General features: G+C 42.2%; 21 protein-coding genes. 16 read left to right on the top strand and 5 right to left on the bottom strand.

Going from position 1 to position 23,564, the window contains the following annotated elements:
• Position 1: 1 nt before the first annotated feature.
• From C6W18_RS06805 to C6W18_RS06760, 10 genes are all read left to right on the top strand, one after another.
• Entirely contained in the window at positions 2–1,756 is a 1,755-nt protein-coding gene (locus C6W18_RS06805) for a HAMP domain-containing sensor histidine kinase (RefSeq protein WP_105926836.1), read from the top strand.
• 137 nt (positions 1,757–1,893) lie between these two features.
• Positions 1,894–3,330 carry a glucuronate isomerase gene (gene uxaC, locus C6W18_RS06800; protein ID WP_105926834.1) on the top strand — a complete coding sequence of 479 codons (1,437 nt, stop codon included), beginning with the start codon at positions 1,894–1,896 and terminating at the stop codon, positions 3,328–3,330.
• A gap of 68 nt (positions 3,331–3,398) precedes the next feature.
• Positions 3,399–4,409: a LacI family DNA-binding transcriptional regulator gene (locus C6W18_RS06795; RefSeq protein ID WP_105926833.1), complete on the top strand. Its 1,011-nt coding sequence runs from the start codon at positions 3,399–3,401 to the stop codon at positions 4,407–4,409.
• Positions 4,410–4,470: 61 nt separating this feature from the next.
• Positions 4,471–5,928 carry a tagaturonate reductase gene (locus C6W18_RS06790; protein WP_105926831.1) on the top strand — a complete coding sequence of 486 codons (1,458 nt, stop codon included), beginning with the start codon at positions 4,471–4,473 and terminating at the stop codon, positions 5,926–5,928.
• Positions 5,925–7,418, top strand: coding sequence for a UxaA family hydrolase (locus C6W18_RS06785; protein ID WP_105926829.1), 1,494 nt, complete (start codon positions 5,925–5,927; stop codon positions 7,416–7,418). The genes C6W18_RS06790 and C6W18_RS06785 overlap by 4 nt, the downstream gene beginning before the upstream one ends.
• A gap of 20 nt (positions 7,419–7,438) precedes the next feature.
• Complete coding sequence (locus C6W18_RS06780; RefSeq protein ID WP_105926827.1) at positions 7,439–8,830, top strand: glycoside hydrolase family 28 protein; 1,392 nt, start codon at positions 7,439–7,441, stop codon at positions 8,828–8,830.
• A 172-nt stretch (positions 8,831–9,002) separates the two neighbouring features.
• The gene (locus tag C6W18_RS06775) at positions 9,003–9,953 is read left to right on the top strand and encodes an ABC transporter substrate-binding protein (RefSeq protein ID WP_105926825.1); all 951 of its coding nucleotides are present in this window, start codon (positions 9,003–9,005) and stop codon (positions 9,951–9,953) included.
• Positions 9,919–10,977, top strand: coding sequence for a FecCD family ABC transporter permease (locus tag C6W18_RS06770; protein WP_034316881.1), 1,059 nt, complete (start codon positions 9,919–9,921; stop codon positions 10,975–10,977). The genes C6W18_RS06775 and C6W18_RS06770 overlap by 35 nt, the downstream gene beginning before the upstream one ends.
• Positions 10,974–12,260 (top strand): heme ABC transporter ATP-binding protein, encoded by a 1,287-nt coding sequence (locus C6W18_RS06765; protein WP_105926823.1) that lies wholly within the window; start codon positions 10,974–10,976, stop codon positions 12,258–12,260. Before C6W18_RS06770 ends, C6W18_RS06765 begins: the two co-directional genes overlap by 4 nt.
• A 152-nt stretch (positions 12,261–12,412) precedes the next feature.
• Positions 12,413–12,982 carry a cob(I)yrinic acid a,c-diamide adenosyltransferase gene (locus C6W18_RS06760; protein ID WP_105926821.1) on the top strand — a complete coding sequence of 190 codons (570 nt, stop codon included), beginning with the start codon at positions 12,413–12,415 and terminating at the stop codon, positions 12,980–12,982.
• Between the two features lie 313 nt (positions 12,983–13,295).
• On the opposite strand, the gene C6W18_RS06755 is transcribed toward C6W18_RS06760, so the two are convergent.
• From C6W18_RS06755 to C6W18_RS06740, 4 genes are all read right to left on the bottom strand, one after another.
• Positions 13,296–14,345: an NAD(P)/FAD-dependent oxidoreductase gene (locus C6W18_RS06755; protein ID WP_105926819.1), complete on the bottom strand. Its 1,050-nt coding sequence runs from the start codon at positions 14,343–14,345 to the stop codon at positions 13,296–13,298.
• Between the two features lie 299 nt (positions 14,346–14,644).
• Positions 14,645–15,613, bottom strand: a complete 969-nt coding sequence (locus tag C6W18_RS06750; RefSeq protein ID WP_105926817.1) for an ABC transporter substrate-binding protein — start codon at positions 15,611–15,613, stop codon at positions 14,645–14,647.
• A 34-nt stretch (positions 15,614–15,647) separates the two neighbouring features.
• Positions 15,648–16,952 (bottom strand): NtaA/DmoA family FMN-dependent monooxygenase, encoded by a 1,305-nt coding sequence (locus C6W18_RS06745; RefSeq protein WP_105926815.1) that lies wholly within the window; start codon positions 16,950–16,952, stop codon positions 15,648–15,650.
• A gap of 346 nt (positions 16,953–17,298) precedes the next feature.
• Positions 17,299–18,114, bottom strand: a complete 816-nt coding sequence (locus C6W18_RS06740) for an AraC family transcriptional regulator (RefSeq protein ID WP_105926813.1) — start codon at positions 18,112–18,114, stop codon at positions 17,299–17,301.
• 474 nt (positions 18,115–18,588) lie between these two features.
• Here C6W18_RS06740 and C6W18_RS06735 point away from each other — a divergent pair, with 474 nt between their 5' ends.
• The 6 genes from C6W18_RS06735 (at position 18,589) to liaR (ending at position 23,134) form a co-directional block, all read left to right on the top strand.
• Positions 18,589–18,981 (top strand): V-type ATP synthase subunit I, encoded by a 393-nt coding sequence (locus C6W18_RS06735; RefSeq protein ID WP_034316899.1) that lies wholly within the window; start codon positions 18,589–18,591, stop codon positions 18,979–18,981.
• A gap of 15 nt (positions 18,982–18,996) precedes the next feature.
• On the top strand, positions 18,997–19,662 hold the full coding sequence (gene liaH, locus C6W18_RS06730; protein ID WP_034316902.1) for a stress responsive protein LiaH: 666 nt from the start codon (positions 18,997–18,999) through the stop codon (positions 19,660–19,662).
• Between the two features lie 111 nt (positions 19,663–19,773).
• Entirely contained in the window at positions 19,774–20,643 is an 870-nt protein-coding gene (gene liaG / locus C6W18_RS06725) for a LiaG family protein (RefSeq protein ID WP_105926811.1), read from the top strand.
• 30 nt (positions 20,644–20,673) lie between these two features.
• Positions 20,674–21,438, top strand: a complete 765-nt coding sequence (gene liaF / locus C6W18_RS06720) for a cell wall-active antibiotics response protein LiaF (RefSeq protein ID WP_223251669.1) — start codon at positions 20,674–20,676, stop codon at positions 21,436–21,438.
• A complete protein-coding gene (gene liaS / locus C6W18_RS06715) occupies positions 21,435–22,502 on the top strand; it encodes a two-component system sensor histidine kinase LiaS (protein ID WP_034316911.1) in 1,068 nt (355 codons plus the stop codon). Before liaF ends, liaS begins: the two co-directional genes overlap by 4 nt.
• Positions 22,499–23,134 carry a two-component system response regulator LiaR gene (gene liaR, locus C6W18_RS06710; protein WP_024423423.1) on the top strand — a complete coding sequence of 212 codons (636 nt, stop codon included), beginning with the start codon at positions 22,499–22,501 and terminating at the stop codon, positions 23,132–23,134. The genes liaS and liaR overlap by 4 nt, the downstream gene beginning before the upstream one ends.
• A gap of 42 nt (positions 23,135–23,176) precedes the next feature.
• On the opposite strand, the gene C6W18_RS06705 is transcribed toward liaR, so the two are convergent.
• Positions 23,177–23,545 (bottom strand): hypothetical protein, encoded by a 369-nt coding sequence (locus C6W18_RS06705; RefSeq protein ID WP_034316915.1) that lies wholly within the window; start codon positions 23,543–23,545, stop codon positions 23,177–23,179.
• Between the last annotated feature and the right edge of the window lie 19 nt (positions 23,546–23,564).

Raw genomic sequence — 23,564 nt, 5'->3', positions numbered from 1 at the left:
CATGAATTTACGAACAAAACTTTTCTTTCACTTTGTCGGACAGATGTTTATCGTTATTGCGATTCTGCTGATCGGGAATACGTTCTCTGAAAATCTATATTATAAAAAACACTATGAGAATATGACCGAAACTGGTTTAACAAAGGCTGATGGGGATACACTCATGAGCTGGCTCTATTTTAACGAGGATGGCAAAATGGAAGCCGAAGATCAACTCAAGCAAGCAGTGAAAAAACGTGACGGTTGGCTACAAGTGATTGATTCAAAAAAACATAACGTATATAGCTATCACCTTCCTAAAAATATTCCAACATCCTATCAAAAGGATGAAATGATCAAGATCTTTGAAAAAAGACAATTTAAAGATTATAAGATGTACTTCTGGCCAATTGAGATTGATCAAGAAAGCTTTATCGTGTTATATGGGTTCAAAACGAACAGCACAAAGGTAGCCAATTATCTTAAGCAGCATGAGAAAAATCTGGCTGCACTTTCTCAATATTCGCTTGAAACGAAAGAATTCTTGAAAAGAATGAATGGATCGGTGCACCTGTTCAATGAAGAAGGAAAATACTTAAAAGGCATTCGAGCCAAAAACGATTTGAAGCATAACATAACAGATGTTGAATTGCTTAAGTACCAATCGAAGCCTTGGGAGTTTAGAAGTGACCTATCTTATATCAGAGTGAATAAAAATCTATATTTGATCGTTTCGGTACCAAACAAAGTATATAGCCCAGACGAATTGTATGATAAAGAGACAGATGCTTTAAATCAATATAGAACCATCTTGATTGCAGGTCTTGCACTCACTATTATTATCGTCATGACATTATGGTACTCGTATCGCTATGGGCTGCCGATTTATCACATTATTCGCTGGCTGATTTTTTTATCAAGAAATAAATTGCAGGAACCCACAAACAGAAAAGGGATTCCAGTTAGTAAAAATAAAAAGGGCCGTATTAAGCGGGAATACCGGTTGTTTGAGGATATCCTCAAAACAATGGATCAGCTCACGAATACCTTAAAAGAGAATGAAGCAAACCGCAGAAAAATTCAAACCACAAGAGAAGAATGGATTGCAGGATTGTCTCACGATTTGAAAACGCCCCTTAGTACGATTTACGGCTATGGACTGATGCTTGAATCCAATCAATATCAATGGTCCAAGGAAGAAGTCATGGAAATGGGACAGGTCATCCGTGAAAAATCAGAGTACATGTCGACCTTAATTGAGGATTTAAACCTCACGTATCGACTAAAAAATAGCGCATTGCCTATTAATCGAAAACCTGTCGAGCTCGGTGAATTCTTAGCATCCATTATGGACGAGTTTTCAAGGAGCTCATTTTCAGAAGATTTCCCATCCTCCTTCGAAGATCAAACTGATGGTGTCATGTTTGAAATCGACAAAGCCTGGTTCAGACGAGTGATTGAAAACCTGCTAGCGAATGCAGTCAAGCATAACCAAAAAGGAACTCATATTACAGCTACCTTATCTGAAACAAATGAGGAAGTTCGGATCGAAATGAAAGACAACGGATGCGGAATGGAACAAGAAACGGTTGACCATTTATTTAACCGCTACTACAGAGGAACAAATACGAACGATCCAACGAATGGAACAGGACTCGGGCTGGCGATTGCAAAAGAGCTCGTCTTGCTGCATGACGGTGATATTCAAGTTGAAAGTGAACTAGGTGAAGGAACAACTATTGCGATTGTCCTAAAAAAATCAACACCTGTAAAATAGCCAAAAAACGATTTTCCTTTCAAAAGGAGATCGTTTTTTCCTGTTTTAGGATTGAAATCAACTTTGTAAACGATTACAATAAAATTGTTAACGTGAACAAATTATGTTTGATTCTATAAGAGAGATGGGGGAGTTTCATGAAAGCCTTTTTAGATGAGCAGTTTTTACTAAACAGTCAAACGGCGGAAAAGCTATACCATGAGTTTGCAAAAGACCTTCCGATTATAGATTACCATTGTCATTTAAGTCCAAAAGAAATCTATGAAAATAAAACATTCCAAAATATAACCGAAGCATGGCTTTATGGAGATCATTACAAATGGCGTGCCATGAGAGCAAATGGCATAGCCGAAACGCACGTAACAGGTAATGCATCAGACCATGAGAAATTTTTAGCGTGGGCAAAGACCGTTCCAATGACTATAGGAAATCCGCTCTATCACTGGACCCATTTAGAACTCAGGCGATATTTTGATGTTGAGGAACTTTTGAATGAGGAGAACGCAGACATCATCTGGAAAAAAGTAAATGAAAAGCTGCAGGGAGAGGGTTTTGGTGCGAGAGACTTCATTGTGAAATCGAATGTTGAAACGGTTGTGACAACAGATGATCCGGTCGATACGCTTCACTATCATCAGAAACTGCGGGAAGAAGGATTCTCTGTGCAAGTGCTGCCAGGGTTTAGGCCTGATAAGGCACTCGATATAACGAATGATCTGTTTGTCGAGTATGTTCAACAGCTGGCAGAGGTTTCCGCTATCACAATACAATCCTATCAAGACTTTTTAAAAGCGCTTCGTGTGAGAATTGATTTCTTCCATGAACAGGGCTGTTTGATCTCAGATCATGCCATCAATGAAATGACGTATGAAGAAACGACAGAGGAAGAAGTCGAAATCATCTTTCACAAAAGGTTGTCTGGGCATCCATTGACGGAAGAAGAGAAGATCAAATTTAAAACGCAGACATTCATTGTGCTAGGTCAGGCATACTGTGAGCGGGACTGGGCGATGCAGCTTCATATCAATGCGCTTAGAAACAACAATACGAAAATGTTTGAGCGGCTTGGACCTGATACGGGATATGATGCGATGAATGATGAGGACATTGCCAAGCCGCTTTGCCGCATATTAGATCGCTTAGAACAAGAACACGCACTACCAAAAACCATCCTCTACTCCTTGAATCCTAGGGATAATGTGGTGATTTCAACATTGGCTGGAAGCTTTCAAGATGGGAAGACACCTGGGAAGATGCAGCACGGCACAGCCTGGTGGTTTAATGATACGAAGCAAGGAATGACAGAGCAGATGATGGCTCTTTCCAGTATTGGACTGATCAGCCGTTTCATTGGTATGCTGACAGATTCACGAAGCTTTCTGTCATATACAAGACATGAATATTTCCGAAGACTGCTTTGTGATATCATCGGAGATTGGGTAGAAAAAGGAGAAGCACCACTTGATCTCGAACTGCTCGGAGGAATCGTGAAAGGAATCAGCTATGAAAATGCCAAGCAGTATTTTCAATTTGACCGGGCAAAGCAGTTCCAGCATCAAAGCAAGATTACATGAAGAAAAAGGCGAGAAAATGAAAGCGGTTTTATGATAAGATGGTAAAAAATCATAAAAGGCGGAATAGCATGACAGTCACAATCAAAGACATAGCAAAATTGGCAAATGTCTCTCATACCACGGTATCAAGGGCTTTAAATAACAGTCCTTTTATTAAAGAGAAGACAAAACAAAAGATTTTGTCGATTGCAAAACAACTGAATTATTCACCGAATGTCCATGCCAGAGGCCTTGTATCACAAAAATCATTTACAATCGGTCTATTCTTTACGAGTTTAACAGAAGGCACATCCTCAAGTTTCTTTGTGGATGCGTTAAAAGGCGTCAACAGTGTCATGACAGAGCACTATAATCTGTTTGTACGAGGAATTGACGACTTTCACGATTACACGACCATTCATAAACAACGCTATGATGGCATTTTGCTCATGAGTCAAAGCGAGCACGATGAAGCGTTTATCCATCATGTGAAAAAACAGGGCATTCCCATCATTGTGCTGAATCGCCGTGTGGAAAGTAATGAAGTAATGAATATATTAGCTGATGATAGTCAAGGGGCATACCAAGCAGCGGACTATTTCATTCAGCACGGTCATGAACAAATCGCTATCATTGAAGGGAAAGAAGGCTTTAAATCGACTCAGGAAAGAAAAGCTGGCTTTTTGCAAGCGTTAATTGATCATCATGTGCCCATGAAGAAAGAATACATGATCACAGGCGACTATCACATGAAAAGCGGCTATGATTCAATGGAAACATTGCTCTCTCTTGATGATCCGCCAACAGCGCTTTTTTGCTCAAACGATGACATGGCCATTGGTGCAATGAATGCTTTATATGCAAAAGGCAAAACGTGTCCAGGCGATATCTCTATTATCGGTTTTGATGATATTGCATTTTCATCCTATACCACGCCTGCACTCACAACAGTGAAAAAGCCGATTGAAAAAATGTGTGCACTTGGAGCAGAAGCCATCCTTTCAGTCATAAACGGTGAAGAGCAAGAAGAAGATCATATGGAAAAAGTGTATGTACACACAGAACTAATGATCAGAGATTCAGTTAAAAAGGTGCAGTAATCAGCACCTTTTTAGGAAGAAATGTTCACGTGTGCATAAACATACAGGGAGGGGAAACCATTTGAAACGACTATCTAAAGCTATATACCCGGCGGCTGAGTATCCGGAAACGATTTTGCAAATCGGTGAAGGGAATTTTATGCGTGGATTTATCAATTGGCACATCCAAAAGCTGAACGACTGCACAGATTTTAAAGGAAGAGCCGTTGTTGTTCCTCCTCGAAAAGGGTCAGTTACAGCTTTAAATGAACAAGATGGTTTGTACACCTTATGTATTCAGGGCTATCATAACCAGAAAGAAATGAATGAACGCATGGTCATCCAATCGATTAGCAGAGGAATCAGTACGTATACCGATTACGAAGGCTTTTTACATGTAGCTGAAAGCCCGGATTTGCGCTTCGTCTTCTCCAACACGACAGAGGCAGGGCTTGTGCTCAGAAAAGAGGATCGCTTGGAGGATCGGCCACAGGCGAGTTTTCCAGGAAAGCTAACGGCCTTTTTGTATCAAAGGTTTAAAGCGTTTTCTGGAGATGAGCAAAAGGGGCTGATTATCCTGCCTTGTGAATTGGTCGAGCACAATGGTGATCGATTAAAAGAATATGTGATCGGCATGGCAGCTGAGTGGGATCTTCCGCCAGCCTTTATAACTTGGATAAAGGAAGCCAACACGTTCTGTAATACGCTTGTGGATCGGATTGTACCTGGATTTTCTCAGGAAGCGGCTGAAGCCGTACAAAGGGAAGAGGGGTATAAGGACGAATTGCTTGTCACGGCAGAATATTATCACCTGTTTGTCATTGAAGCCCCTGCCTTTGTGGAAAAAGAGCTTCCCTTTCAAGAAGCAGGACTGAATGTGCTTTTTGTAGAGGATATTGCGCCTTACAGAATGAGCAAGGTCCGCATTCTAAATGGGGCACATACAGCGATGGTGCCGATTGCGTATTCTTGTGGTTTAGAGACCGTAAAAGAGGCTGTGGAAGATGAGCATGTTGGTCCGTTCATCCGACATATGCTGGAGGAGGAAGTACTGCCAGGGCTGAAGCTTCCTGAAGATGAGCTGGTTCTTTATACACAATCTGTTTGGGACCGCTTTTGCAATCCATTTGTGAAGCATCAATTACTGGATATTGCTTTGAATGGTGTATCTAAATTTCAAACGCGTATTCTCCCGTCCTTGCTTGATTATGTCGTGCTAAAGAAACAGTTACCAATGAAGCTCATCTTTTCACTGAGCAGTCTCATTTATTTTTACAGAGCAAGCCCAGATAAGGTAAAGGATGATGAGACTGTGATGACATTGATGAAGGAAGCCTGGGAAGAGGAGAACCATTCCAATGACACGATTGCAGTCCACATTCTTTCAAACGAGCAATTATGGGGAAGGGATTTAACCGATATAGAAGGATTGAGCCACGCGGTAGCCGATCAGCTTACCTTCATACAGGAGCATGGGATGAGAGCAGCTGTTCACCGAATGCTCCATCATCAATATGAAAGTCAGGGGGAGAAGGCATGAAAGACTTTATTGTGATTCACCCTTCAGATAATGTAGGGATCGCTTTAAAAGTGCTTGAGCAAGGTGAGGAGCTACAGCATCAAGGACATCCCGTTGTCTTAAAAGAGACCGTCGCAAAAGGTCATAAATTTGCTTTGGCTGATATTAAACAACGAGAGAATATCATCAAATATGGTTATCCGATTGGTCATGCAACGAATGCGATTTCTGCCGGAGAATGGGTGCATACGCATAACATTAAAACCAATCTATCAGGCAAGCTCGATTACGAATATCGGCCTTCTTTAACAGAAAACCCCTATGAAAAAACGAATCTTACATTTAAAGGCTATAAACGAAAAAATGGCGAAAGTGGCATACGCAATGAGCTTTGGATCGTCCCAACCGTCGGCTGCGTTAATGGTATTGCCGATCAAATCATCCAAATATTCACTGCTGAAATGGGCGGAAACATTCACCCTTTTGAAACAGCTCTTGTATTAAAGCACAATTATGGGTGCTCACAGCTTGGGGACGATCATGAAAATACAAAAACCATTTTACAAAATGCCGTGAAGCATCCAAATGCAGGAGGGGTACTCGTTCTAGGGCTTGGTTGTGAAAACAATGATATTGAAGATTTTCAATCGACATTGGGTGAGTATGACCGTGCGAGGGTGAAATTTTTAAGAAGCCAAGAAGTAGGGGATGAAATTGAGACGGGAGTTGCATTACTCAAGGAAATTTATGACGCGGCGAAAGAAGATCAGCGTGAAGAGATCCCGTTATCTGAGCTGAAGATCGGCTTGAAGTGCGGAGGATCAGATGGGTTCTCAGGTATTACTGCAAATCCGCTTTTGGGCAGGCTGTCCGATTTTATTGTGGCCCAAGGCGGAACGACGGTGTTAACAGAAGTGCCCGAAATGTTTGGTGCTGAAACAATCTTAATGGAGCGAGCGGAATCAGAAGAGACATTCGACAATATTGTGCAAATGATCAATGATTTTAAACAATACTTTCTGGATCATCGACAGCCAGTATATGAAAATCCTTCCCCGGGAAATAAAGCAGGTGGAATTTCGACATTAGAAGATAAATCTCTCGGCTGTACACAAAAAGCAGGTACTTCTGATATCAAAGATGTATTGAAATACGGAGAACTGCTGAAACGAAAAGGACTGAATTTATTAAGTGCGCCTGGTAATGATTTGGTTGCTTCATCCGCCCTTGCAGCATCTGGCTGTCAGCTGGTGCTCTTTACAACAGGCAGAGGTACACCGTTTGGCACATTTGTCCCAACGATGAAGGTATCAACCAATACAGCCTTATATGAAACAAAAAAACACTGGATTGACTTTAATGCTGGGGAATTGCTTGAGGATGTACCAGAAGATGTTGTGTTAGAAAAATTCATTTCAACAGTTATTGATGTGGCGAGTGGAAAGCTATTAAATCATGAAAAAAACAATTTTAGAGAGCTGGCTATTTTTAAAACTGGTGTCACACTTTAAGGCGATTGGGGGATGAGAAAATGTCTAAAAAACGGGATTTGATGTATATCACAGCAGGAACGGTACTAACAGGAATCGGACTCGCACGTTTAGCAAAGCAAGGGAAGAAAGACAAAGTAGTAAACGGTATGGATCATGTGTTAAAGCAGATAAAAGCGCCAATGTTCCCCGATCGTGAATTCAATGTGATTCATTATGGTGCAGACGAAAAAGGGATTGAGCTTTCTACAAATGCTATTCAGTCTGCAATCGACGATGCACATCGTTTGAAAGGGGGGCGTGTGCTGATTCCTGAAGGGACGTTTTTGACAGGAGCTCTTGAATTGAAAAGCAATGTAGAGCTTCATCTCCATGAGAACGCCTATGTGACATTTAGCCAAGATCCACGCGATTACCTTCCACTCGTACTGACAAGATATGAAGGAATAGAGCTTTATAATTATTCTCCGCTCATTTATGCTCACCATGCAGAAAACATCGCCATTACAGGAGCTGGAACGCTTGACGGGAGAGGTGATGAGCATCATTGGTGGCCTTGGAAGTATGGAACGAATGGTCAGCCCTCTCAGGATCAAGATCGACAGCTTCTGTTTGAAATGGCTGAAAAGAGAATACCGGTGGAGGAAAGAGTTTTTGGAGAAGGTCATTATTTAAGATCGAGCTTTATACAGCCATACCAATGTCAACAAGTTCTCATTGAAGGAGTAACAGTAAAGGATTCACCAATGTGGCAAATTCATCCGGTGTTAAGTGAAAACGTCATCGTCCGCGGGGTCAATATCATCGGGCATGGACCAAACACAGACGGTGTGAATCCAGAGTCTTGTCGGAATGTGCTCATTGAAGATTGTTATTTTGATAATGGAGATGATTGTATTGCCATTAAATCTGGCAGAAACGAGGACGGACGTAGAATCGGGGTCCCATCTGAAAATATTGTCATTCGTAGAAATGAAATGCGTGATGGACACGGCGGAGTGACGATCGGGAGCGAGATCTCTGGCGGGGTCAGGTATGTATACGCAGAGGATAATTTAATGGATAGTCCAAACCTTGACCGGGCACTGCGCATTAAAACCAACTCTGTCCGAGGCGGTACCATTGAACACATTTATTTTAAAAACAATACAGTCAAAAGCTTAAAGCATGAAGTTGTCTGTATCGACATGATGTATGAGGAAGGAGATGCTGGTCCTCACCGTCCTGTTGTACGTCATATTGAAGTAGAAGGACTAAAAAGCATTGGCGGACGATATGGTGTGAAAATAGCCGCATACTCACATTCCCCTGTCACACATTTCAAAATGAAAGATTGTGTGATAGATGATGTGACGTATCCACTTTCTTTAGAGCATGCAGTCTCTCCTTCTTTTCAGAAAGTCGTCATCAATGGGGAACAAATCAACCGTTAGAAGAGTGAAAAACAGTCTTTTTAGAGGCTGTTTTTCTTTTATAACGTCAGAAAAGACGCTTTTAGAAATCACATATACAACCTATCTGCACTGTAGTATAATATTCCCGAAATTAGAAAAGAATTGACGAAAGAGATTTCGTCAAGCAGTACATAAAGCAGGGGGTTCATTCATGAAAAAGTTAACAGCCATTTGGCTATCTTTATTGCTAGTGATGGGTGTTTTAGCAGGATGTGCAGGTGCTGAAACAGATCACAAATCAACGGGTTCACAAAATAAAGAAACAGCAGCTGCGGCATTTCCTGTATCGATTAAAGATGCAGCTGGCAAAACAGTTGAAATCAAAGAACAGCCCAAACGAATTGTTTCTTTAATTCCAAGTAATACAGAGGTTGCCTATGCACTTGGTCTTGGAGACAAAATCGTCGGACGATCAGATTTTGACAATTATCCAAAGGAAGTAGAAAAGGTAGAGAAGATTGGTGGTCTTGAATTCAATGTAGAGAAGGTCATTTCATTAAAACCTGACCTTGTATTAGCACATGCATCACAGATGGGATCAAAAGATGGATTTAAACAGCTTGAAGATGCAGGTATTCAAGTGCTGACTGTAAATGATGCCACTTCCTTTAAGGATGTGTACAAATCGATCAATATGATCGGTGAAGCAACAGGTGCAAAAGAAGCATCAACAAAGCTTGTAGACGAGATGAAAGCAAAATTGAATAACATCAAGAAACAAGCAGAGGCGATCTCTAAAGACAAACAAAGAACAGTCTTTGTTGAAGTGTCAGGTGCTCCTGAAATCTATACAACAGGTCAACATACATTTATGGACGAAATGCTTTCTGTCATTCATGCAAAAAATGCCGCGGCCGACCAAACTGGCTGGGTGCAAATGACGGAAGAATCGATTATCAAACGAAATCCTGATGTCATTGTCACAATTGATGGTTCCAGCTTAACTGATCTGAAAAAAAGAGACGGCTGGAATACGATCAAAGCAGTCAAAGAAAAACAAGTCTTTCAATTGAATACGGATCTCGCATCAAGACCGGGACCGCGATTGGTTGAAGGAGTCGAGGCTCTTGCGAAAAGCATTTATCCTGACACGTTCAAATAAATATATCATCGCATACACACTAAGTGCTTTACTTCTTGTGGTAAGCATTGGAATGGGAATCTCATTTGGCAGTTTAGGGATTCCCATTCCTTCTATTCTTCGTATATTTGTTCATGAACTATTTGGTGTCCAGGTCGGAACCATTGATACCATTGATCGCAATATTATGATGAACATCCGACTGCCGAGAGTGATATTAGCGGCATTAGTCGGGGCAGCGCTGGCGTTATCTGGTGCAGCCTTTCAAGGTTTATTAAAAAATCCTCTCGCTGATCCTTATACGCTAGGGGTTTCTCAAGGGGCATCTGTTGGAGCCGTTGCGACTTTATTTTTTAGCTGGCAGCTCCCCTTGTTGGGCAGTTTTACACTGCCTTTTTTCAGTATGACAACAGCGCTTGTAACACTATGTCTCGTCCTCTTTTTTGCACGTCTTGTTCATCGGGGGATGAGCATCTCCTCTTTAATCTTGACAGGAGTGATTTTTAGCTCTTTTTTGGGAGCGCTTATTTCATTAATGATCGCTTTAACGGGTGATGATCTAAAAGAGATTATTCATTGGCTTCTTGGCAGTGTGTCCATGAGGGGTTGGCGTTATATCGCCCTTTTCCTCCCTTTCTTTCTCGTTGGTACCTTTGCGCTCATGTTGATGGGGCGAGATTTGAATGTCATGACATATGGCGAAGAAAAGGCAAAGCTATTAGGGGTTCATGTGAAACGGAGCAAATATGTGGTTCTGCTTGCTGGTTCAATTTTGACTGGAAGTGCGGTAGCAGTATCAGGAACGATCGGATTTGTGGGACTTGTGATCCCGCATTTTATCCGTCTTTTAGCGATCACGGATCATCGGCATCTGCTGCCTTTGTCTATGCTGAATGGCGCTTCCTTTCTCGTTTTAGCAGATGTGTTATCCCGTACCATCATTGAGCCGACTGAATTGCCTATTGGCATCATTACTGCGTTAATTGGTGCACCTGTATTTGGCATCATCCTCATTCGCAGATATAGAGGAGGAACGCATCTATGATTCAAGTGAAGGATGTCAGAGGTGGATATGGTGAGAAAGAGGTCATTCGTGGCATCAGTTTTAATGTGAAGCAAGGAGAATTTCTCGGTATACTTGGACCAAATGGGAGCGGCAAGACGACCTTGCTCAAAATGATAGCAGGTATTTTAGCACCAGAGAGCGGTCAAGTATGTCTGAGCGGTCATCCAATTCAATCCTACCGCTCAAAGGTGCTTGCGCAAAAACTAGCTGTTTTACCGCAGAAAACCGAGCAGGCCTTCTCGTTTACAGTCGAAGAAACTGTTCAATTTGGGCGTTATCCTTATCAAAAAGGATGGCTGCAATCTGTCACGAAAGAAGATGTGCAGGTCGTAAGCAGAGTGATGGAACAAACGGATGTTGCTCAATTTAAGAATCAATCCATCCATGAGTTAAGTGGGGGAGAACAGCAGCGTGTGTATTTGGCCCAGGCGTTAGCTCAGCAGCCTGAATATTTATTACTGGATGAACCAACAAGTTTTCTTGATTTAGCCTATCAAAAAGAATTGCTTGATTTAATTAAAGAAGAGACCACTTCCTCTAGATTAACGGTGGTTGGTGTGTTTCATGATGTAAACATCGCCAGTCTTTATTGCGATCGGCTTCTGTTGCTCCATGAAGGAAAGGCTGAAATGTTAGGACAACCGCATCATGTCTTGACGACAGAGCGGATCAACCGTGTGTATGAAACAAGTGTTACACCGCTTCAGCATCCACTGCGAGCAAACCCACAGCTGATGATTGAACCTGCTGCCACTTCTAAAGCATCAAGTGTGAAGTTAGCGGATGGCTGGAGAGCACATGGCTCAAAAGGAATGACGTTTTCCATCAAACAGCCGCTTCGTATACTTTCTTCACATGAGAAAAGCGGAGGCTTCTTTTGGAAAAGATCACTCGTAACGGGAAATGAGACCCTTCATGAAATGCTAGATGGTTGTGAGGACAGCTTGTTTCTCGGCCAATCTGACGGACCAAAGCAATACGCCGCAGAAGACAATGAAGAGGATATGGTTCTTTACGGGATGCGTCAGCAAGAAGAGCTGACTGTTTGGCTTGTGCTGAAAGGGTCTTTATCAGATGGAGCGTCTATTCAGCTGATGGGCCAGCTTATGCAGAACATTCAACAAAAGACGAGCATCCCCATCCATCATCTTTGTATCGCTTCTGCCTATGCGAAAGAGAAGGAACCTGATGTGATTTTACTCGAAAGATTACGAAAGAAAGTGCACCGGCTTCTTCATACATTGGCTGCAATTAAAAAGTGAACTGACTCGTTCACTTTTTTGCGTTTCAGTCATCGTTTCGTATTCTAATCGACAGAACATGAAAATCACAGTGTTTCATAGTAAAAACAAATACATCCTATCCACTTCAAGGGTATACTAAGAGGACAAAGTAATGAACAAGGGGGAAACCGATGAAACTTTATACAAAAACCGGGGATCAAGGCCAAACAGGCTTGATTGGCGGGAGAGCCGATAAAGATGACATAAGAGTAGAAGCGTACGGTACGTTAGATGAGGCGAATAGCTTCATTGGACTTGCGCATGCAAACTTACGACAGCATGGCGAATTGTTTCAAGATATTTTGTCAGAGCTGATCGTCATTCAGCATGAGCTGTTTGACTGCGGCGGTGATTTAGCAGCGGTGAAACCACGTAAAGAAGGCAAATTAACAGAAGAATCGGTGGCAATCCTTGAGCAAAGAATGGATGTATATGTAGAGGAAGCCTCACCGCTCACCAAGTTTATTTTACCGGGTGGCCAGGAAGGCGCTGCTTTCTTACATGTGGCGCGGACAGTCGTCAGAAGAGCAGAGCGGCATATTGTGACGCTGGCGAAACAAGAGGAGATTCCAGCAGTTACGCTCACATATGTGAACCGGCTTTCTGACTATTTGTTTGCAGCAGCACGTATTGTCAATCATCGGCTCGATGAAGCTGATGTTGAATATGAACGAAGTGCAGACGTGTTTCGCAGTGTGTAGACACTATCGCAGTTGCGTACAGAGGCTGTCGAGAAAATCTCGACAGCTTTATTCATTATATTGTGACTTTTCCTTGATACGATGACCTAAATAAAAATCAACGAAATGTGATTGTTTGAGTGTGTATTCCATGGACTTAATGAGCGTCACATATAAGATTATGACGATATAAGTAAGTACTGTCTCATATGAAACGTAGTAGAGAATTTGAAATCGAGAAATAACTTTTCAGACATCCCTTTCCCTCTGTATGCTTAGAAGCGATCGAGCTTGCTATTCATTGTCTAACCCTTGCTCAAATTCGCACTGCCATTTATTTCGTATACAAATGCTTCATTAGCTCCCTGTTTTTTTGAACAAACAAGTCATTGTGCGAGGAAACCATCCCATGCGCGCTGGCATCAGGCATCACATATTGTTTTGCTTGGTTCACCGCATTCGCGGCATCTTGAAATGCTCCTGCAATCAAATGTAATTTTCCTTCATGATGCAAAATATCACCTGCTGCATAAATGCCCTGAATCGACGTTTCACTCCTCGGAGTTCCGGCGATCCAGTAATCCTTCTGTTCCAGCTGAATCGCACTGTTCGCCAGCAATTCTTTGTCTCGCTCGTAGCCATGATTGATAATGACCTCATCTACGGCCAGCTCAAATAAGGCCTCGTCCTTATTATTTTTCAGCACGACCGTTTCGATCCGCTCATGATCTGCCGCCGCGACTAGCTTTTCAATCGATGTATGAAGCAGGCATTGGACAGAGCTGTTTCTAAGGCGCGATATTTCGGCTTCATGTCCTTTCAGGGCATCCTTCCGATAGGTCAAATATACCTGCTTGGCAATCGGCTCCAGCTCATTCGCCCAGTCAATGGCTGAATTACCGCCACCTGAGATCAACACAGTCTTCTCTTTAAAGCGTGCAAGCGATTTGACCGTATAATGCAAATTTCTGACCTCGAATCGTTCTGCTCCCTCGATGTCCAATTTAATCGGCTTGAGAATTCCTCCTCCAACAGCCAAAATGACGGTCTTGGAGCAATGTGTTTGGTTGGTGGCCGTATGTAGAACATAGTTGCCTGCTTCATCTTTAGAAATGGAGGTGACCTTTTCTCCAAGAACAACCTTCGGGTGGAATGTCATTCCTTGGGCGACAATTTGTTCGATCAGTTGCGAGCCTGGAACAGGCGTCAAGCCTCCTATATCCCAGATCATCTTTTCCGGATAAACATGGACCTTCCCGCCAAGGAATGGCTGGAATTCAATCAGTTTTGTTTTCATTTCACGCAAGCCGCTATAAAAGGCGGAAAACAATCCAGCAGGGCCACCGCCAACAATCGTTACATCATATATTTCCTTGTCATTCATCGTACATTTCGCCTCACTTCTTTTGACTTCATTTATTTTCTTTTTTTAAAATTGCAGATAAGCCGTGTAGCTGGAGAAGAAAATCGTCTTCCTGATCATTTCCATCTAATATCAATGAATAATGAAATGATTTTTTTCCCCGAATCGAATTGAACAAGTGACTGCTACACAGCTCCATCGCTGATTGATTTCAATCCATAAAAAACCGATATGAGGATGTTCTTACTAAAAAGAAGGCCAAGCCAAAAGATTTGAATCCATCTCTTGCTCAACAACTGAAGCATTTCCGCTCTCATCCATTACTTATCTAGGTGCTGCTGCAAGCTTTTCAAAAACTTGATTCGGCTGTAAGCAGGTCCACCCTCCAAAAGCGGATCAACTACGTTGACATAGACCTGTTCCTTTTTAAAGGCCGTTATATTTTGGATAACGGGATTCCTTTTCAGGTCATCAAATGCATTTTGTGCCTCTTGATTTTCATTCGTAGAAAATTGTACAAATAAATAATCCGGATTCATTTCCCCCAACTGCTCGACAGAGATTGCTTCTTGCGTTTTTGCCAGACTAATCTGTTGAGGGACCTCCAGACCCAACTCGTTATACAAGATCGGATTAAAGTAAACATCCTCCGGGTATACGAAGGCTTGTGCTCCCCGAATTCGAATTGCGGCTATTTTTTTCCCTTGGAGTTTCTCTTTTAACGATGCCTTTACAGCTTTGATATCTGTTTTGTATTGTGCAAGGATTTTATCTGCTTCAGCCTGTTTCCCTGTTAATTCTCCCATTAGCTCTAAATTGGCCTCCCAATTGGTCGCAATATGGGATATCAAAATTGTCGGAGCAATTTTCTCTAATTTATCCTGCACCACTTGTTGAAACTTGGAGGAGCCTAAAATAACGTCAGGCTTCAATTTCATTATTTTCTCAAAATTCGGCTGCTGTTTCTCACCGATTGATTCCGAATTGTTTGTTATTGAAGCAAATATTTCTGGAAACTTCCCTCCTACAGATATTGCTCCTGTAGGATGAACATCAAGGACAACCGCATCTTCCATGGCTTCCATCGCCCCAGTAATGACAATCTTTTCGACCTTTTTCGGGACGGTATACTTTTCTCCAAGGTATTCTACTGTTCTTGTGTCTGAATTTTCTTCCGTGTTGCTTCCCGAGGCTGTGTTTGATTGCTTCGATTTGTCTCCTCCTCCGCATGCAGCCATAACAAGCATGAATAATGTAATCAAGACCATGAGTATTAACTTTTTATTCATCTTTCCAGTACTCCTCTCAAATCGTATATTGTCGTTATTTAATCCCCATATGCTCACGCAAGGTATTGCCTGTATATTCGCTCCTATACAAGCCATGTTGGGTGAGCATAGGTACCAACTCGTCAAAAAATAATTCCAGTGATTGTACCGAGCCCGGAAGAGCAATGAATCCGTCCATTGCACCCGCTTCAAACCACGTAGTAATTTCTCTTTGTGCATCTTCAACCGTTCCCACGACCACCCAATGCGCCGATCCGATGACCTCCGGCCTGAATAGCAGCTCTTTTACAGTAGGCTGCTGTTGTACAATCAGACTGCGCAGCAAATCAGCATGTGTCTGACTACGTACCGGATGATTGATCCCTTGCAGCAAATCGGCAGTAACGGGTTGATCCAAGGGCAGGTGACTAATATCGAGACCGAGAATCGATTGAATCGATGCATAGCGATGTGCAGTGCTCAGATGGGTATGCGCCTTCCGATATAATTCACGCGCCTCGTCACGCGTCTTTCCTAAGAAGAAATACAAACCGGGCAGAACACGAACCGCATCTGGCTGGCGGCCATGCCTTCTTGCTCGCATTCTTAGGTCTTGCCGTAATTCGATGCCTGAGGTGATATCAGGGGTCGCTGCAAAAATAGCATCCGCAGTCGAAGCGGCAAAATTTCGTCCCGTTTCCGAAGCACCAGCCTGAAACAAGGGGATCGATCCCGACTTATGGGTCGGCAAATTGAGCGGTCCCTTAATATTGAAGAAATCACCGTCATGATGAATGGGGGAAATCTTCTCCTTGTCGGCAAATTGTCCCGTTGTTCGGTTGATGAGCAATGCCTCATACGGATAACTCTCCCAAAGCTTGCGTACAACATCCGTAAATTCCATCGCTTTCGCATACCGCTCTTCTGACGACGGCATGGGTGCATTACTGAAATTATCGGCACCGTCGATAGAAGTGACAATATTCCAGCCAGCACGTCCGTTACTGATCCAATGCAAAGACTGAAGCTGTCTAGCCACCACATAGGGCGGATTGAACGTAGTTGAGGCAGTTGTCACGAGTCCGATTCGATCCGTCTCACTAGCAATCGAGGCAAGCAAAACGATTGGATCAAGGCCCCCAAAGCCAGGCGATTGATCCAATACCTCTGTGTTGAGAAGCAACGCATCAGGCTTAAAAAGAAAGTCAAGTTTAGCCTTTTCCGCTCTCTTCGCTAGCATGACGTAAAAGTTGCTCGAGTATAAGTGTTCTACCATGCTGTCAGGCTGCTGCCAACCTGTCCCTTTCAACCAGGTTGTTGACAGGGACAACCCGATGCAAAGCTGTCTTTTTTCAGTCAAGTCTTCACCTCCTTGCTGTTGCAGAGCACTGTGTATATCACTCTGCAACAATTGAAAATGATAATCATTATCAATAGATAGTATAGCAAGGACCTCATGAAATGCGAATACACAAATGACGAATATAACATGCATTATTATCTAATCTGGTCTGACTGAATAATGGTGAACCTGATGGACTTCAATGGCTGAGGCATTCATGCTGTTCGCTCCGTAGAAGGATGGGGCTCCAATAAAGTCCTTTGGTTAACCGTCGCAGAAGGGGATGATTCCAATCAAGGTTGAACGAATGAGTTAGGCTGCATTGATTGTAGAAAACAACGTTTTGAGGTGAAATATAAGGCTCCTACAGATGATGATCTAATTTTGAGATGTATGCGCTGGGAGACACACCAAATTTCTTTTTAAATACTCTGCTAAAATATAGCGGGTTGGGGTAGCCGACAGTCACAGCAACATCGCGGATTGGAATGTTTCCTGCCTTAAGTATTTCACGCGCTCTTTCCATACGATACTGGATCACATAGTCAATTGGGTGAAGTCCGGTATATTTGTGAAAAAAGTATGAGAAGCTTTTTGGATTCATATCATACAATTCAGCTAGATCATGGAGTGTCAATGGATTCATATATTGCCCTCTAATGTAAGCAACGGCTTCCTCAATGACCCTTTTGTTTGGAGAGCTATCTCTATCTCGCTGCTTACAGCCCATCAGAACTTGATACATGATGCGTAGAGATAACTCTTTGACACGAAGCTTTCCCATTCCGCCAGGTGTATGAACATTCTGATGGAGCATGGTCAGCAATTCTATTACTCTCGGATTTGCTCCCGGTTCTAGCTTAAAAGGTTTATTACATTCAGATGCCTTATCACGGTCCAAGCTATAGAAAAGTGAATGGTACTCGTACTCTGACTGGCCGATAACTTGCAAGGCAAGCTGACTCTTTGGCGTTACATGTAATACTGAACCTGGTTGCAGCTCGTAGGCCATTCCATTGACACTCATTCTAGCTTCCCCACGAATGGTAAAAAGAAAGCCATGATTTTCCGCCTTAAACTCACGTAATGTACTATTAGGCTGGATGACTAAACGATAAACATCTTGTATGTCAAAAGAACCTCTAGCAAATAGGTTGGCTAATTTATCTCCATCTGTCAATGTACTGCACCTGCTTCCTCTTTACGTATTTTTTATATAGTAATTCCCCCTGTATTTTATCATACGATTAGCACCCTCAAGAGATAGAAATAGTGAAAGACGATGCTTATGATCAATCAATAAAATGGGATAGTGAAAAATATGATTCAAACATCAAAATCTTCATAAATATGCTATAGAACATAGCTTAGATCCCTTTGAGAAGAGTCATTTCAACAGAATCGATGGGGCATCTTTAAGTTCCTTGTTACCAGGGCTTACAGTGAACGTAAAATGAATCTATTTAAGGTCGTTAACTACTTTCAACTTGTAAAAAAGCTTCTCTACAAGCTGAGTGCTTTTTTAATTAGATTCAAAGGCAAGTCTGAGCATAGTTACGACTCTGGTCGCAATCAAAGATCAATCTGCGACACGTTTTGCTGGCTTTCTTTTTTGACTATAGTAAAAGCAAGGAGCAAGAAAGGAGGCATGAAGATGAAAATAACAGGTAAAACAATCATCGGTTCGATTCTTATGTTTGTTGGTTTATCCATCTTCTTTGGTGGTTCACTCGGAGGGCTGATCCCAACTCTAATTGGGGCGTGGCTCATCTATGTAGGTGTAAAAAAATATGATAAAGGCAGTAAAACCACAGGCGTCATTTTAGCTGTCATCGGTGTGCTACTCGTCGTGCAATCTCTGCCATTTTTACTCGGAATCGCATTTGCTGGAGCACTTCTCTATTTTGGCTGGACGATGCTAAATGGTGAATCTGCTAAAGAATCATCAGGCAGATCATATAGGGAGCCAAACACGGCACCGCACATGGAAGAACCCATCAACACGTCATTTGATCAAGAATGGGAAGATTTTTTAAAGAAAAAATAAAGGGAGGAATATCAAATGGTATTAAGAAGAGTAAGAGATATGTTTGTTGCAACCGTCAATGAAGGCTTAGATAAATTGGAGAATCCACGTGTGATGCTGAATCAATACGTTCGTGATATGGAGGACGATATTGCCAAAGCGAAACATGCGATCATCAAACAACAAACAATTCAGCAAGGCTTCCTGCGTCAAGCAAGTGAGACAGAAGCATTTGCTGATAAGCGAAAGAAGCAGGCTGAGCTGGCATTTCATGCGGGAGAGGAAGAGCTTGCACGAAAAGCGCTCACTGAAATGAAGTATTTTGAAGATAAGCATAAGGAGTATCAGGATGCCTACCAGCAATCTGTGAAACAATTGAAAGAGCTGAAAGAACAATTGCAGCATTTAGAAACGAAGCTGCGTGATATTAAAGACAAGAAGCAAGCGCTCATTGCAAGAGCCAATGCCGCACAAGCAAAGCAGCATATGAACGAATCCATTAATAAAGTAGACAGTGAAAGTGCATATAAGGAATTTCTTCGAATGGAGAATCGTATAGAAGAAATGGAGACAAAAGCAGGCAGCTATGCACAATTTACAGAGCAAGGTGCATATGCTCATCTAGATTATGCCGATGAGGTTGAAAAAGAATGGCAGAAGCTCAAGTTGGAGAAGAAGCCTGAACAGCAGCAAGCAAAATAAGGAATATGTGTCAAGTCGGAAGAAAAGTAGGTTTTTTCTTCCGATATTTGATTTCTTTCTGGTTCGCTTTTCCTTATAATAAAAAGGTCAAAAGATAAAGGGATGATATGAATGAAGCGGTTAATCGGTCTAATTTGTATACTTGTAGGAGTTCTTTTAATGATTGGGATGCTTTTCAAAAATGGAGATCTCTTTCATTTGAGTTTCTCCCGTGAAAAAGCGGTGACAACAGCTTCAGCGAAAAAAGATGAGGTTGATCAATTGGATATCTCTCTTTCTCTATTTCGCGTGAAGGTGGTGCCTGAGAATCGTTCTGATATTTCCGTGTCTGTTGTCAATGGAAAAGGAAAGATGTATGCGGAGCAAACAGGCGGTACATTCAAAATCCGTGCTGAAAATAAAGGATTCTTGTTTTTCTCTCGCTTTGAAAAGGGAGAACTCTTAGTGAAGATTCCAACAGATTATCATAAAAATGTGAAGATTACGGGTGGAAGTGGTGTGAGTGAGGTAGATGGCGAAGGGAAGCTGTCTCTTCAAGATGTGACGCTCAAATCAACGAGCGGACGCCTGACAGCTGAGAACTTCTCAGCAAAGCGTGTTGAAATCAATACCACATCCGGCAGATTGGCGGTATCTCATATCGATGCCGAGGATAGTGATATCAGTACAACATCAGGTCGTGCGGATATTAAAAATGTCAAAGGGCAGCTGCAATTGGGTATGACAAGCGGTAGGTTGACTGCCAGCTTTGATACAATTGATGCACCTGTCTCCTTTCAAATGACATCTGGCAGTGCGAAGTTTAACTTACCAGATGAAGGGGACTTCAAGGTTCAAACAAGGAAAACGACTGGAAGTATCGATCATTCTTACAACTTTGATCAGGTCGATAATGAAGGACGAGGCTTTATGGGCACGAGAGGAAAAGGAACGCACTTAGTCGATATTGAAATGACAAGTGGCAACTTAAAACTACGGTAATGAACGTGAGAGAGGAAGGAGGCGAGTCAACTGCGTTTTTCAAGAAATCAAATCTTAGGCATCATTGTTGTGATTTTTGGTATTAATCTATTTCTCAAAATTATTGGGATCGGAGCAGATTTGTTTTGGCCTGTGTTTTTTGCTCTAGCTGGCTATTGGCTGCACTCACGATCCAAACGTTGGCTCGGTTCAGTTTCCTATATTTTTGCCGGCTTTCTCTTCTTGAAGTTTCTGCTCAATATCACTTTTAGTTTAACAGGATATTTATTTGCTGCCTTTTTGATCTATGCTGGTTATCGATTATTGAAGAACAAACCCGTTTTTGATGTCGATAAAAAGGAATCATCAAAGAAGGAAAAACCTTCACTGAAAGTCAATCTTGAAAAAAAGAGCGACCAAAAGAAAACAAAAAGCCAGACAAAGCCAAACAAAGAGCATGACTTTTTTATCGGTGAAGTCAGGCTGATGAAAAAGCCGTTTCAATTAAGTGATTTGACGATTTCAGGCTTTATTGGTGATGTCAAAATCGACTTATCAAAGGCCATCATCGCGGAAGAAGAAAGCACGATCGTGATTAGTGGACTCATCGGAGATGTAGATATTTACGTACCGCAGGATATTGAAGTATGTGTGAGTGCTTCTGCTGCCATTGGTGATATGAAAATCATTGATGAAAAAAGAAGCGGGTTCGGCAGTAAGGTCTATGTGATGACCAATGATTACGATGAGAGTAAGCGAAAAGTGAAAATCTCCATTTCTCTACTGATTGGGGATGTGGATGTGAGGTACTTATGAAAAAACTGCACTTAGGCATCCAGTGGCAATCGGTTCGTCTCGCAGTAGGGATCTCGCTCGGTGTTGTCATCATGACGACGCTGCCGATGTTTTTATATTATCAGCTTGACCCCATGATCCTGCTGTCTACGCGGTGGTTCGGCATCCCGTTTTTTTGTATTTTACTCATCATTAGTCTCGCCATTGGCGTTTCAGCGGGCCATGTGTTTGGCTACCAGCATAAGAAGCGTCTGGATCAGCTTGTGGAGTCGATTTTGAAGTTTGAAAATGGGAATTTTGCGTATAGGCTGCCATCTCTAGGTGATGATGAAATTGGCTTAGCGGCCGATCAATTAAATGAGATGGCGAAACGGATTGAGGGGCAAGTAGCCTCCTTACAAAAGCTCTCAAATGAGCGGGCTGAATGGCAGGTTCAAATGAAGAAATCGGTTGTTTCAGGAGAGCGTCAGCGTCTAGCACGTGAACTACATGATGCGGTCAGCCAGCAGTTATTTGCGATTTCCATGATGACCTCTGCCATTCTTGAAGGAATGAAGGAACAGGACGAAAAGGTTTTAAAGCAAATGCGTCTTGTCGAACGAATGGCTGGCGATGCACAAAATGAGATGCGCGCACTACTTCTGCATCTAAGGCCGATCACGCTTGAAGGAAAAGACTTGAAAAAAGGCTTGATTGAGCTGCTAAATGAATTCCAGGCAAAGCAGCCGATTGATATTGATTGGGAAATCGAAGATGATGTCCCGTTATCTAAAGGGGTGGAAGATCACCTATTCCGAATTGTGCAAGAAGCCCTTTCAAATGTGTTTAGGCATGCAAAGGCGACAAAGGTAACCGTGCGACTGCTCATTAGAAATCGGCAAGTGCAGCTGAAGATTATCGACAACGGTATTGGTTTTCAAACGGATCATGTGAAGACGACGGCCTCCTACGGACTTGAATCGATTCGAGAAAGAACAAGTGAAGTGGGCGGTGTCGCAGAGATTATGTCATTTGAGGGAAAAGGAACACAAATTGATGTGAAGGTTCCCATTTTTGATGAAGGAAAAGGAGAGAACGTTCGATGATTCGAGTGCTTTTAATCGACGATCACGAAATGGTGAGAATGGGGCTTGCCGCCTTTTTAGAGGCACAGGCTGATATTGAAGTCATCGGTGAAGCGTCAGATGGACAAAAAGGTGTAGAGCTAGCGGTTGAACTAAAGCCAGATGTGATTTTAATGGATCTTGTGATGGAAGGGATGGATGGTATCGAAGCAACGAAAAGAATTTGTCAGGAAATCGAAGATGCCAAAATTATCGTTCTGACGAGCTTTATTGATGATGATAAAGTCTATCCAGTCATTGAAGCTGGTGCTTTGAGCTACTTATTAAAGACATCCAAGGCAGGAGAAATTGCTGATGCTATTAGGTCTGCGAGTATCGGCGAACCAAGACTTGAATCAAAAGTGGCTGGAAAGGTCATGAATAAACTCCGTCATTCATCAAATGGGTCAATCCTGCACGATTCATTAACAGCAAGGGAAATGGAAATATTGAAGCTGATTGCGGATGGGAAATCGAATAAGGTCATTGCCGAGGAATTATTTATTACAATTAAAACGGTGAAGACGCATATTACCAACATTCTTTCAAAACTCGATGTAGAAGATCGCACACAAGCGGCTGTGTATGCACATCGCCATAAGCTGATTCAATAAAAAAACAGCTTTCAAATGAAAGCTGCTAGAACATGCGTAAAATTAGTCCTTCTGTCCTGTGATCGGACGTTCGGATAGTTGATGGAGTTCAGGAACTGGAAAAGCCTCCTGCTCCACGGCCGATTTGTCTTCCAGGGTTTTCTTCATTTCGGATAATAGCTTTACGCTCTCCTTTGCCACTGCTGCTTTTTTCTCCTGCAAATCAATGATCTGTGAAAGTCCGACGAATAATCCGCCTCCAATCAGAAGGAGCGCAGGGGTTTGTCCATAATAAATCACGATCAATAATGTGCTCGAAAAGCTGTCGGCTTCAATGAAGAAATCTTCTTTTGACTGCATGAATACAACGATTAACAGAAGTATTCCTAAAATCAAAAATAGAATGCCGGCCGAAAGTAAAGCTCGTTTCATGATTGACACCCTTTTTTTC

The organism is Bacillus sp. LLTC93, assembly GCF_002993125.1.
Classification (GTDB): Bacteria; Bacillota; Bacilli; order Bacillales; family Bacillaceae; genus Bacillus; species Bacillus zhangzhouensis.
This window is presented reverse-complemented; position numbering and strand designations above follow the sequence as displayed.